A 12314-nucleotide genomic window follows, 5' to 3' on the forward strand; every position below is an offset into this window, starting at 1 on the left:
TTCCAGAGCTGATGCCCCACCGATGAGGACGTCTACGCAGGGGCCTATTTCGCCACTTCCCACTTCTCGACTTCGTTGTAGACGGGGTGGTTGAAGATCACGAGCGGCTGTTCCTTGAAGTGCTGTGGCAGGCCGACGATGCGGTTGTTGAAAGCCAGTGGCCGCACCTCGTTCCACAGCCAGGCCTTTGGCAGCTCCTGGTTGAGTATACGCGAGGCTTCCTGGTAGCTCTCGGCGCGCACCGCGCGATCGTTCGATTCCAGCCCTTTGTTGAACAGTTCGTCGACCTTGGGGTTGCAGTAGCCAAAGCCGAGCGGCTTGGCGCCGCAGACCACCAGCGGCGAGCCCAGCGAGGGATCGAGCCCCATGCCGTTGGCGAAGAAGCCCATCTGGAAGCTGCCGTCGGCATAGACCTGGTTGATCGCCGCCGGATCGAGCAGGCGCGGTTCAATGTTGACGCCGACGGCGGCCAGATAGCTCTGGATGGCGGTGACGGTGTCGACGTTCATCTGGTCGGAATAATAGTAGATGAAATCCACCTGCTGGCTGGCGTCCCAGCCGGCATCGGCAAGCAACTGCTTGGCCTTGTCGGGATTGTAGTCGTAGGGCTCGAGATCCTTGGCGCGCGCCCAATCTTGCGGGAACAGCGTGTTTAGAAGCTCGCCGGCGCCCTGCTTGACCGTCTCGATGATCGCCTTGCGATCGATGGCGTAGAGCATCGCCTGTCGCACGCGCACGTCAGCGAAGCGCTTGTTCTCCAGATTGAACTGCAGGTAGGTCGGCAGGCCGGCGGAGAATTTCGGCAGCACCGTCAGGTAGTCGAGTTTCTGCAGCCGGGCGAGTTCGGAGATGGGCACGCCGCCGCCCTCATAGGACATGGCGTCGACCTCCTGCGTCTCGAGTGCGGCGATGATCGGCGGCACGTCCTTGTAGATCTGGTAGATGATGCGGTCGAGCTTGGGCGCACCGAGGAAATAATCGGGATTGCGGTCGACCTCGACATACTGGTCGCTCTCGTATTTCTTCCAGATGAACGGACCGGTGCCGACGCGGTTGACCCAGAAGGCGTTGCCCTTGATGTCGCCGGGCGCGACCTTGCCGAGAATGTGTTCGGGAAAGATGCTGATGGCGATAAGCTGCAGCTCGACCCATAGCGGCTTGGCGCTGTCGAGTTCGATCTGGACGGTCATGTCGTCAATCGCCTTGACCCCGGCAAGCGAGGAGGCCGAGCCATCCTGGAAAGCCTTGTACCCAGCCACTGCGCCGAGCTTCTGCGCCCAGGGCGAGCCAACCTTGGGGTTGGCATAAAGGTTGAGGCTGAACACTACATCCTTGGCGGTGAAGGGCGTGCCGTCATGCCATTTGACGCCATGGCGCAGGCTGAAGACATAGGTCTTGCCGCCATCCGGCGTCTTCCAGGTTTCGGCCAGCATCGGCTGCACGCCGTCGCCTGTCCATTTGATGTGGACGAGGCCCTGCAGCACCGTCTCGTCCAGCCGGTGGCCGCAGGTGGTGTGCAGCGTGCCCATCTCGATGCAGCCGGTGCGCATGGCGGAACGGAACGTGCCGCCTCCCTCGGCCTTGGCGGCCACGGCGGCAAACATCAACGCCAGCGCCGGCACAAGGCTCATCAACAGTCGTCTCATGGAATTCTCCTCCCGTTGCTTTCCGCCGGCCGAAATCGGGGCGATGCCCCTGCTCCAGGCCTGCTCCCGCGTCAGACCCTCGTCTGTCGCGCCGACCGCCGCGCCATCGGCCGGCGGCGGCCTCCTCCAACCCTTCCGTCCCGCAAGTCCTCACTTGCGGCGACTGGTCTAATAGCTTAAAAGGTAGACCATGCACAATATGCCGGTTCGAAAAAAATTGTCCGATGAAGTCCGCCTCCGCCTGGAGGAGATGATCCGCGACAAGGTCTATCCGGTCGGCGCCTCGCTGCCGTCCGAGCGCGACCTGATGTCGATGTTCGATGTCGGCCGCCCCTCGGTGCGCGAAGCGCTGTTTGCGCTGGAGAAAATGGGACTGGTGCGCATCAACAGCGGCGAGCGGCCAAAGGTGACGCGGCCGACGCCGCGCAACATGCTAGAGCAACTGACCGGCACGGCGCATCTGTTGATGGACCAGCCCGACGGTATTGGCCATTTCGAGCAGCTGCGGCTGTTTCTCGAAGTCTCGATCGCGCGCCATGCCGCCGAGGTGGCGACGCGCGAACAGGTCGAGGCGCTTGCGGCGGCACTTGCCGAGAACGAACGCGCCATTCCGCGCGCCCGTGCCTTCGCCGTCACCGATGTCGCCTTTCACCGGGTGCTGACCGCGATTCCCGGCAACCCGATCTTCCTCGCCGCGCACGAAGCGCTGGTGGAATGGCTGATCAACCAGCGCATCCACATGGCCAACACCGAAGTCGAGAACCGCAGGAGCTTTGCCGGCCACAAAAACGTATTCGAAGCCATCGAGCAGCATGATCCGGAGGCGGCCGGCCGAGCGATGCGCGAGCATCTGGAAAACGCCCGCCGCAAGTTCAATTCGAGCCTTGCGAAATCGGACTAGACGCGCCCGTGCAGCCAGCGTCTCTCGAACTTAAATCAGCAGCACGAAACCGTGCTTGACCGCTGCGGCCAACAGCCTGTTGCACTGATCAAACCGGCTTCGGAGGCTGGCTCAATGCTTCCTACCGTTAGCCACCGAAGCGTGGTTCGGCAACGCCCTTGATGCCAAGGCCGGTGATGGCGAACAGGCTGCCGCGCAAAACGCCGTCGCCGGGAAAACGCGGCAGCGGCGGCTTGGCCATCGAGGTGACGTAGAGGGTGTCGAGCTTCGGTCCGCCGAACATGACGCTGGTGATCTTCTTGACCGGCATGTCGATAACGCGGTCGATGCTGCCATCCGGCGCGTAGCGCACCAGCCGGCCGTCATAGACCAGCGCATTCCACAGATAGCCCTCGGCATCGACAGTCGAGCCGTCAGCCGCACCGCCCCGGCTGGTGTCGACACGCACGAAGGTGCGCCGGTTGGTGGCGGCACCGGTGGCAATATCATAATCATAGGCCCAGATCTCGCCGGTCCAGGTGTCGGCAAAATAGAAGGTACGGTCGTCGGGGCTCCAGCATGGACCGTTGGAGCAGATGATGCCGGAATCGATGCGGGTGACGGAGAAATCCGGATCGAGCCTGTAGAGGCCGCCGGACGGCCCCTCTTCCATCGTATCCATTGAGCCGGCGAAGAAGCGGCCGCGCCGGTCGACCTTGCCGTCGTTGAGCCGGTTCATCGGCTTGTCCGGCTCCGGGTCGTGGATCAGCGTCACATCGCCGGTGGCGAAATCGAGCAGATGGAAGCCGCGCTGCAGCGACACCACCGCACCGTTGCCGTCCTTGCGCAGCGCCATCGAGCCGATCTTCATCGGCACGTCCCAGGACCGTATCTCGCGCCCGTCGGAGGTCGCCCGAAACACGCGTCCGTCGAAACTGTCTATCCAGTACAGGCGCTCCTGTTCGACATCCCACAGCGGTCCCTCGCCCAGCGTAGTCTTCACGTCCACAACGACTTCGATCTTCATGCCGTCCTCCTCGGGTATTGGCGTCACGCAGCGATTGGTCTGGCGGCGTCAGAAAGCGACCTTGTCGCCGCCCTTCAATGACAGGATCTCGCGCGCCTCGTCGGGCGTCGCCACTTCCATGCCGAGCCCCTCGATGATCTTGCGGGCCAGCAAGACCTGCTCGGCGTTCGATTTGGCAAGCTTGCCCTTGCCCGCCCACAGACTGTCCTCCAGCCCGACGCGGATGTTGCCGCCAAGCGCCGCCGATTGCGCGGCGATGCGGAGCTGGCTGGCGCCGGCGCCCAGCACCGACCAGCGGAACTGGTCGCCGAACAGCCGGTCGGCGGTGCGCTTCATATGCGCGACGTCTTCGGGATGGGTGCCGATGCCGCCAAGCAACCCGAACACCGACTGCACGAAGAAAGGCGGCTTCACCAGCCCGCGGTCGGCGAAGTGGGACAGGTTGTAGAGATGGGCGATGTCGTAGCACTCGAACTCGAAGCGCGTGCCGTTGTCGTAGCAAGTCGCCAGAATGTACTCGATGTCCTTGAACGAATTGCGGAAGACGAGATCGCGCGTCGCTTCCAGATGCGGCTTTTCCCAGTCGAACTTGAAGGTCTCGTATTTGTCGGCGAGGTGATAGAGCCCGAAATTGATCGAACCCATGTTGAGCGAGGCGACTTCGGGTTTGAATTGGGCGGCCGGGCGCACGCGCTCCTCGACCTTCATGTAGGGGCTGCCGCCGGTGGTGATGTTGATGGCGGCGTTGGTGCCTTGCTTGACGCGCGGCAGGAAGCGGGCAAAGGCCTCGGGCGTCTGGTCGGGCTTGCCGGTTTCCGGGTCGCGGGCATGCAGATGCAGAATCGCGGCACCGGCTTCGGCCGCGGCGATCGCCTCCGACGCGATCTGGTCGGGCGTGATCGGCAGATAAGGCGACATGGTCGGCGTGTGAATGGCGCCCGTCACCGCGCAGGTGATGATGACCTTGCCCCTGGTCTGCGGGGCGCCGGTCTTGCGGCTGGTTTCGCTCATTGTCCGTACTCCTGATCCGATTTTTTCTTGTGCGCCGCCAGCGCCATCAGCCTGCGGTCGCGCCACACCTGCCGTTCGCCGAGACTCTCGCGCGGCAGGCGTTCGCGCCGGTCGGCCTCAACGGTTTTCATCACCTCGCCCGCCCAGTCGACGCGGCGCAGCATCTGCGGAAAAATGTTCGAATAGATCGACTGATAGCGCTCGACATAGTCGCGCACGCCGCCAGGCGCATTGAGATCGATGGTCTCGAACGGACCCATGAACGACCACCGCAGCGCAAGCCCGTCGCGGATGCCGATATCAACATCCTCGACGCTGGCGTAGCCGTCGGCGACGAGCCGGAAAGCCTCTTCGAGCAACGCCCCTTGCAGGCGGTTCATGATGAAGCCGTCGAGCTCGCGCTTCATCACCAGCGGCGCGTGGCCGGCGTCGATGAGGAAGGCGCGAGTCCTCTCGAGCGTCTCGGCAGAAGTCCACGGTGCCGGCACGACCTCGGCCGCAGGAATGAGATAGGGCGGATTGATTGGGTGCACGACCAGACAGCGATGCCGGCCCTGCAGATGGTCGGTGAATTTCGACGGCAACAGCGCCGAAGTGGAGCTGGCGATGACTGCCTGCGGATCGGCAAGCCTGTCAATCAGGGAAAACACCTCCCGCTTCACCTCGAGGTTTTCAGGCGTGTTCTCCTGAATATGGACAGCACCAGCCAGCGCCTCTGCCAGCTCGGCGACAATGGTGATCCGGTCAAGCACGGCGTCGATCGCCTGTCCTCGCAGCAGGTCGTTCGCGGCGAGATCGCCGAGCACGCCGGCGATATAGTCGCGGGCGCCACCGGTCGCGGCCGGCGACTGGTCCCACATCCGTACATTATGGCCGGCGCGGGCGAAGCTGATCGCCCAGGCCCGCCCGATGAACCCGCTTCCGACGATCGCGACATTGGCCATGGATAGGCTCCTCAAAGTGTTTCGACGTTGCCGTCGACGCCGAGCGACTGGCCGGAAATGTTGATCCCCGCATCGGAGAGCAGGAAAGCGACCATCGCAGCGACATCATAGGGGCTGGTCATGCGGCGCAGCGAGATATTCTGGAGATAGCGATCCGTCATCTCTTCGTGGCTGATGCCGACCTGCTTGGCGCGTGCCGATATGACACCTTCGATGCGCGGTCCCTCGATGATGCCGGGCAGGATGGCGTTGACTCTGATGCCATGCGGCCCAAGCTCCTTGGCGAGGCTCTGCGTGAAACCGATGACGCCGAACTTGGCCGCCGAGTAGGGCGTGCGGAATGCGTAGCCATGGCGGCCCGCCGCCGACGACATCGACACGATCGAGCCGCCGCCCGCCGCCTTGATCAGCGGCACGGCGCGCCGGGCGCACAGGAACTGGCCGGTCAGGCAGATGTCGATGCAGCGCCGCCAGTCGGCCGGCTCGATCTCGTCGACACCGCCGGTCGGCCCGGCAATGCCGGCATTGTTGATCAGCGCGTCGAGTCCGCCGAGCTTTTCCTTCACAGCCTCGAACAGCCGGTCGACATCATCGTCGCGCGAAACATCCGCCTTCACAGCGGCGACCAGATCGATCTTGCCGGGAGCGGCGGCCAGCGCCTCATCGGAAACGTCGCAGACGACGATGCGGGCGCCGAGCCGCGACAGCGTGTCGGCTATGGCAAAACCGATACCGCCGGCGCCTGCCGTCACCAGCACGCGCTGGCCTTTCAGCCCGGTCAGAAAGTCGTCCGCCGATGCCGGCGCCCTTGTGCTCATCGTCCTGTCCTTCTCATTGCAGCCGCCGTTCGCGCAGCGCCATGACGGCGCCCAGAACGACCAGCCCGTAAAGAATTGCCCTTGTGGCATAGGGAAGCGTGGTGCCGGCCAGCAGCATCTGCAACGCCGTCAGCAACAACACCCCGCCAAGCATGCCGAGATAGTGGCCGCGCCCGCCGGTGATCAACGCCCCGCCGACCACCACCACGGCGATCGACGGCAACAGATAGTCGTCGCCCATGCCAAGGCTCGCCTGACCGGAAAAACCGGTCAGCATGATGCCGACAACAGCCGCGCAGACGGCCGAGAGCATGTAGACCAGGATCAGTGTGCGCTCGACGCCGATGCCCGACAAGCGCGCCGCGCGCAGCCCGTTGCCGATGCCGTACACCCTGCGCCCGAACGGCGTGCGGCCGAGCAGCAGCACTGCCGCCACGACAAAGACGACCATCAGCAGGACGATCGGCGTCAGCAGGCCGCCGAGCCTGGCCGTCATGAACCAGCGCAGCATCGGTGATGAAAATCCGGCCGGCGTTCCTTGCGAATAAAGCAGCGCGCAGCCTTGCAGGATGCCGTTGGTGGCAAGCGTCATGACGATCGGCGAGATGCCGAGATAGACGATGCCGAAGCCATTGGCGAAGCCGATGGCGCAGGCCATCATCAGCACGACCGGCAAGGCGTAGACAAGCGCCGCGTCGGAGCCGTTGACCATGCCGGCCAGGATGATGCCGGAGATACCGATCGTCCACGGCACGGAGAGGTCGAGGCCGCCGGTCAGGATGACGGTTCCCTGCCCGAGCGCCAGGACGGCGAGGAAGGACGACAGCACGAGCAGCGAATTCCAGTAGCCCGGATTGAGGATGGCGCGGCCGAGCCAGATCTGCGTGACAACCACGATGACCAGCAGGCAGACATAGGCCGGCAGCGCATAGCGCAGCGTCTCCGCGTTGCGCAGATGGAAGGCAGGGCGCGGCGATGCCGGACTGCGCTGGCCATGCGATGGCTCGGCGATCTTGAGACGCCTGTCCACGCGCTCGAGCTGCGAGGGCAATATGCCGGCGCGCCAGGCGGCAAGCCGGGCGCGCGCGGCGCGCAATTGCACGGCAAGCACCGATGCGTGGGAGATGGAGCCGGCAAGTGCGGCCAGCACGAGAATGGTGCCTTCGGCGATCGTCGAATAATAGGCCGACACATTGAGCACCAGCAGGATGTTCACCACGATCATCAGGATATAGGCGCCGAAGACAGAACCCACCGGGCCGCCTTGTCCGCCGCCGAGGCGCGTACCGCCGACGACGACCGCCGCGAACATCGACAAAAGCAGCGGATTGCCGACCAGCGGATCGCCACTGCCGGTTTGGGCGCTGATGAACACGCCGGCCAGGCCATAGCAGCCGCCGGCGATGACATAGACGGCAAAGCGCACGAGCACGACATTGATGCCGACAGAAGCGGCCGACTCTGTATCGCTGCCGACCGCATAAAGTGCGGTGCCGAAGCGGGTTCCCTTCAGCCAGAACCAGGCGAGCAGGACGACGCCGATCAGCACCAGGGGCATCGGCAGCCAGCCGGTGATCGCGTCACCGAGATAGAATGTGCCGAGATCGGGGGACACGAAGCCACCGGGCTTGTCCATCACCAGCAGCGTCACGCCTTGCAGGATGAACATGGTGGACAGCGTCACCACGATCGGCTGCATGCGCAGCACCGCAATGAAGAAGCCGTTGAACGCGCCCACCGCCATGCCGACGCCGATGCCGACGGCGGTCCACAAGATGATGCTGGCGCCTGGCGCCATCGGGTCCATGCTCGATGCCAGCACGGCATTGACCAGCGATATCACCGCGCCGGCGGACAGGTCGAAGCCGCCCGACAGGATCACGATGGTCTGGCCGATCGCCGCGAGCGCGGAGGTCGCGCCACCGCTCGACAGGAACGACACATCGAAATAGGTCAGCGGACCGGCGCTGATCCAGTCGACGACGAAAAGCAGGATCGCCAGGACGATCGCGGCGATCAGCGCGCCGCGGTTGCGCATCAGCGCACGGCGCAGACCGAAGCCGCCCGAAACAGGAGATGAAACCGCTGCGCTGCTCATGCGGCTTCCCCAGCATGCCCGAGCGCTGGGCGCATGATGGCCGGCTCGGTGATGGTGTCGCCTTCGAGTTCGGCCGCGATGCGCCCGTCATAGAGAACCAGGACCCGGTCGCATTGGTGGACGAGTTCGGGAATCTCCGTCGAGTGCAGCAGGATCGAACCGCCCGAAGCCACGTAGTTTCGCATCATCACATAAAGCTCGTGCTTGGTGCCGACATCGATGCCGCGGGTGGGATCGAACAACAGCAGGATGCGGCTCTGCGCCACCAGCCATTTGGCGATGGCGATCTTCTGCTGGTTGCCGCCGGAAAACGCGCCGGCCCGAGTCCACAGCGCGCGGCGGTCGACCTCGACAGTGGCGAATGCCGCCTCGACGGAGCGGGTTTCGGCCTGCGCGTCGACAAGGCCTAGCCGTGTGAAGCGCGATATCACGGGAAGCGTGGCGTTCTGGCTGCCCGACAGTTTCAGGAACAGGCCTTCGGATTTGCGATCTTCGGGCACCAGGCCGATCGCCATGTTGGGCAGCAAGGCATCGGCGGGCGAGCCGAGCCAGACCTTGCGGCCATCGACGAGGATGTGGCCGCGAGTGATTTCGGCCATGCCGAAGCAGGCCAGAAACAGATCCTGCTGGCCCATGCCCTGCAATCCGGCAACACCTAGGATCTCGCCTTTCCGCAGGTCGAAGCCGGCGCCGTCGAGCTTGCGCCCGACCTTGAGGTCGCGCACGCCCAGAACCGGCGGACCGAAGGCCTGGGCGCCGTCGGGCTTGGGCGGGAAGGTCTGCTCGATGCTGCGGCCGATGATCTTTTCGATGACGTCGCCATCCGAGACGTCGGCAACCGGCGCGGTAACGATGTGGCGGCCGTTTCTCAGGATCGTCAGCATCTCGCAAAAGGCGCGGACTTCTCGCATGCGATGGGTGATGAAGACGATGGTGGTGCCCGCCGCCTTCAGCCTGGCGATGATATCACCCAGCCATTCGACGTCGCGGCCGGCGAGCGTCGAGGTCGGTTCGTCGAGCAGCAGGATGCGCGGCTTGCGGTAGACGGCACGCGCGATTTCGATCTTCTGGCGCACCGAAAGCTCGAGCTCGCTCACCTCGGCATCGAGATCGACGGAAAAACCGAGATCGTCGATGTGGCGGCGGACAGCCTTGCGGGCGGCACGGCGGCGGATCAGGCCGGAGACGCCGACGGGAGCGTACGGCAAAAGCATATTGTCGAGGACGGAAAGATCGCGCACCAGGGTCATCTCCTGGAACGCCGTCTGCACGCCCAGCGCGTGTGCTGCGCGCGGTGCGCCGTAAGCGATCTCCTTGCCGAAGACACGGACATGGCCTTCGCTTGGCCGGACCAGCCCGGACAGCAGCTTCACCAGCGTCGACTTGCCGGCTCCGTTTTCACCGAGCAGCGCATGGACGCTGCCGGGCGCGATCTCGAACGACACACCGTCCAGCGCGACGGTCGGGCCGAACGCCTTGCTGATGCCGTCAATCTCGATGGCGGGAACCTTGGAGTGTTCTGTCATTGTCCTCGATCGCCGAGCTTGGGGCAGACGATGCGCGGACAAGACTGTCCGCGCATCGTCGCGATCGCCTTGGGAGGCTCAGTCTTCAGGCTGTCCGACGAGGGCAGCGGCCAGGCCGACCTCGGGTGTCTGGTCCGAGAAGATCGAGGCAAACCAGCCGGGATTGGAGACCAGCGACGGCTTGAAGGCGTTGCAGCCTGCCTTCATCTCCGCCCATGTGCCTTCGTCGCACAGCTTGATCGTCTCATTGGTGACGACCGGCAGCGGCAGGATAGTGGTCTTCGGCACGTCCTTGCCTTCGATCGCCTCGACGGCAAGCTTCAGCGCCAGCGCGCCGGAATAAGGCGGCGAGGCATAGGAAATGCGTTGCGCGCCTGCCGGTGCATAGGGCGGCGCCGCACCTTCGACTTCGGTCCCCTCCGGCAGCATCTGGATGCGACCACCATTGGAGCCTTCGCCGGCACAAGGCAGGAGTTCGCTGGTCTTCTTACCGGCCTCGAGCTGCATCGAGTTGGCGGTGAAGCAGCCGACCTGCATCCACAGCCCGTTGATGTCGTCCCAATTGCGGGTGCCCAGGATCTTCGAAAGCTCGGTGCGGGCAACCGCCTGGCTCCACATGCCGACAGCCTCGCCGACGATCTTGATGTCAGGGTATTTGGCGAAGACTTCCTTGGCGGCCTTTGTCCGTTGATCATCGACGGATGTTCCCGGAACACCCGTGACGGCGATGATGTTGCCCTTGCCGTTGAGCTTCTTGACCAGCCATTCGGCGGTCACCCTGCCCGCTTCCAACTGGTCGATGTGGACGTTGTAGGCGCATGGCTCGGTGATCTCGGCGTCGTAGGCAAAGACCTTCACGCCCTTGTCGCAGGCATTCTTGACGACCTGATTGAGCGCGGTCGGCGAGATCGGGTACACGACGATCGCCTCGGCGCCGCTTTGCACCATTGCGTTGATCTGCTGAATTTGGCGTTGCGCATTCGGCCCGGCGACCTGGACCTGCAGGTCGACCTTGTCGGCCAGGCTCTTGTGAGCGGCCATGGCCTTGACCATGTTGGCCGCCTCCGCCTGCCAATCATTGCCGATGTAGCTCATGCTGAGAAAAATCTTGTGCTTCTCGGCTGCCTGCGCGCCCGACAGCCCAAGGGCGCATAAAGCCATGCCGGCCAGCAGCGCGAGCCGCCGGACTTTCAATCCGATACCCATATGAAACTCCTCCCGATCCGAACGACCGAATGCCTCCCAAGGGCACGAACGTAACCCTTGCCATTCGATGCCGGCGACCGTAACACTATTTGATCAAAGATCAATGATGAAATCGCTTAATATCAAAACCAGGGGTCTGAGCGCTTGACGCGGCATGTTGAACCTTGCATTCCGGACACCAGAGTGGTTCCGCGTCTCTGTGAAACGCGGAACCATTCTGCCTCTTTGCTTCGGCGCAATTCCGGACGGAAAGCCGTTTCACACTTTTCCTGGAATTGCTCTGGCGGTAGCGTCGCCCTTGGGCGGGAAGGTTGACGGGAGATGGCTGGATCGGCGTACAGAAAGCCAGGGGTCGAGATCACACCCCTGTCCAGGGAAACCCTGCAGGACAGGGTCTATCGCCATGTCACCGAATTGATCCTCGACGGCAGCATCGTGCCGGGCGAGATGGTAACGGTTCAGAGCCTTGCCGATGCTTTTGGCGTCAGCCCGATGCCGGTCAGGGAAGCGCTGCGGCGCCTGACGGCAGCCAACGCGCTGATGGTGGTTTCAGGCCGCTCGATCGGCATTCCGGCACTCAGTCGCGCGCGCCTCATCGACCTCAGGAGTGTCCGGTTCGAGATCGAGGCGATCGCGGCCGCATGGGCGGCGGAGCGCATGGACGACCAGGCCGTAGCGCAGTTGCGCCAGCATCTGGATGCGCTCGAACAGGCCAATGCCGCCGGCGACGTCAAATCCTATCTGCGCGCCAACTACGCCTTTCATTTCTCGATCTATCGGGCGGCCGGTTCAGAGAACATGCTCAACATCATCGAGAACCTTTGGCTGCAGATCAGCCCCTACTTCAACATGCTGCACGATTCGGGAAACTACTCGACCGCCAACGAACACCACCAGGAGATGTTCGCGGCACTGCGCAACCGGGACGTGGAAGCCGTCAGGGCCGCAGTCCGCGCCGACATCGACGCCGCTTTCGACGTGCTGGCCGATCTTTTGAAGTAGTGCTCGGACTCCCCGGTCTCACGGCTTCTGTCCAAAGAGCGGCTCGTAAGCCGCCGCAGAAAGCCATCACGAATTACCATTCCATCAAGGTAGCGGCCGCAACAACAGGCGATGCGCGGCAATGACATTGCCGGCGCTTGCCTATTTGGTATGCTG

The 12314-nt window shown here is 63.7% G+C and carries 10 protein-coding genes; 2 read left to right on the plus strand and 8 right to left on the minus strand.

The window, feature by feature from the left end; translation table 11 throughout:
• Positions 1-44: 44 nt before the first annotated feature.
• Complete coding sequence (locus ASD99_RS14150; RefSeq protein WP_082525201.1) at positions 45-1646, minus strand: ABC transporter substrate-binding protein; 1602 nt, start codon at positions 1644-1646, stop codon at positions 45-47.
• Between the two features lie 199 nt (positions 1647-1845).
• Between ASD99_RS14150 and nanR the strand changes: the two genes are divergently transcribed.
• A complete protein-coding gene (gene nanR, locus ASD99_RS14155; protein ID WP_320410770.1) occupies positions 1846-2547 on the plus strand; it encodes a transcriptional regulator NanR in 702 nt (233 codons plus the stop codon).
• A gap of 127 nt (positions 2548-2674) precedes the next feature.
• Here nanR and ASD99_RS14160 read toward each other — a convergent pair whose 3' ends face one another.
• The 7 genes from ASD99_RS14160 to ASD99_RS14190 form a co-directional block, all read right to left on the minus strand.
• Positions 2675-3553 carry an SMP-30/gluconolactonase/LRE family protein gene (locus tag ASD99_RS14160; RefSeq protein ID WP_056581755.1) on the minus strand — a complete coding sequence of 293 codons (879 nt, stop codon included), beginning with the start codon at positions 3551-3553 and terminating at the stop codon, positions 2675-2677.
• Positions 3554-3601: 48 nt separating this feature from the next.
• Positions 3602-4564 (minus strand): 3-keto-5-aminohexanoate cleavage protein, encoded by a 963-nt coding sequence (locus tag ASD99_RS14165; protein ID WP_057144006.1) that lies wholly within the window; start codon positions 4562-4564, stop codon positions 3602-3604.
• On the minus strand, positions 4561-5508 hold the full coding sequence (locus ASD99_RS14170) for a 3-hydroxyacyl-CoA dehydrogenase (protein ID WP_057144007.1): 948 nt from the start codon (positions 5506-5508) through the stop codon (positions 4561-4563). Before ASD99_RS14170 ends, ASD99_RS14165 begins: the two co-directional genes overlap by 4 nt.
• 11 nt (positions 5509-5519) lie before the next feature.
• On the minus strand, positions 5520-6326 hold the full coding sequence (locus tag ASD99_RS14175) for an SDR family oxidoreductase (RefSeq protein WP_057144008.1): 807 nt from the start codon (positions 6324-6326) through the stop codon (positions 5520-5522).
• Positions 6327-6339: 13 nt separating this feature from the next.
• Positions 6340-8424, minus strand: coding sequence for an ABC transporter permease (locus tag ASD99_RS14180; RefSeq protein ID WP_056581760.1), 2085 nt, complete (start codon positions 8422-8424; stop codon positions 6340-6342).
• The gene (locus tag ASD99_RS14185) at positions 8421-9950 is read right to left on the minus strand and encodes a sugar ABC transporter ATP-binding protein (protein WP_057144009.1); all 1530 of its coding nucleotides are present in this window, start codon (positions 9948-9950) and stop codon (positions 8421-8423) included. Before ASD99_RS14185 ends, ASD99_RS14180 begins: the two co-directional genes overlap by 4 nt.
• Before the next feature lie 78 nt (positions 9951-10028).
• A complete protein-coding gene (locus ASD99_RS14190; RefSeq protein WP_057144010.1) occupies positions 10029-11156 on the minus strand; it encodes a sugar ABC transporter substrate-binding protein in 1128 nt (375 codons plus the stop codon).
• Between the two features lie 321 nt (positions 11157-11477).
• On the opposite strand from ASD99_RS14190, the gene ASD99_RS14195 reads away from it, so the two are divergent.
• Positions 11478-12158 (plus strand): GntR family transcriptional regulator, encoded by a 681-nt coding sequence (locus ASD99_RS14195; protein ID WP_057144011.1) that lies wholly within the window; start codon positions 11478-11480, stop codon positions 12156-12158.
• Positions 12159-12314: the final 156 nt, after the last annotated feature.

Source organism: Mesorhizobium sp. Root695 (assembly GCF_001428185.1).
Classification (GTDB): domain Bacteria; phylum Pseudomonadota; class Alphaproteobacteria; order Rhizobiales; family Rhizobiaceae; genus Mesorhizobium.

Bases quoted from the DNA above. Each gene is read 5' to 3' on its own strand.
- ASD99_RS14160 (WP_056581755.1), bottom strand. From the start codon at position 3,553: ATGAAGATCGAAGTCGTTGTGGACGTGAAGACTACGCTGGGCGAGGGA.
- nanR (WP_320410770.1), top strand. From the start codon at position 1,846: ATGCCGGTTCGAAAAAAATTGTCCGATGAAGTCCGCCTCCGCCTGGAG.
- ASD99_RS14185 (WP_057144009.1), bottom strand. From the start codon at position 9,950: ATGACAGAACACTCCAAGGTTCCCGCCATCGAGATTGACGGCATCAGC.
- ASD99_RS14190 (WP_057144010.1), bottom strand. From the start codon at position 11,156: ATGGGTATCGGATTGAAAGTCCGGCGGCTCGCGCTGCTGGCCGGCATG.
- ASD99_RS14180 (WP_056581760.1), bottom strand. From the start codon at position 8,424: ATGAGCAGCGCAGCGGTTTCATCTCCTGTTTCGGGCGGCTTCGGTCTG.
- ASD99_RS14170 (WP_057144007.1), bottom strand. From the start codon at position 5,508: ATGGCCAATGTCGCGATCGTCGGAAGCGGGTTCATCGGGCGGGCCTGG.
- ASD99_RS14195 (WP_057144011.1), top strand. From the start codon at position 11,478: ATGGCTGGATCGGCGTACAGAAAGCCAGGGGTCGAGATCACACCCCTG.
- ASD99_RS14175 (WP_057144008.1), bottom strand. From the start codon at position 6,326: ATGAGCACAAGGGCGCCGGCATCGGCGGACGACTTTCTGACCGGGCTG.
- ASD99_RS14165 (WP_057144006.1), bottom strand. From the start codon at position 4,564: ATGAGCGAAACCAGCCGCAAGACCGGCGCCCCGCAGACCAGGGGCAAG.
- ASD99_RS14150 (WP_082525201.1), bottom strand. From the start codon at position 1,646: ATGAGACGACTGTTGATGAGCCTTGTGCCGGCGCTGGCGTTGATGTTT.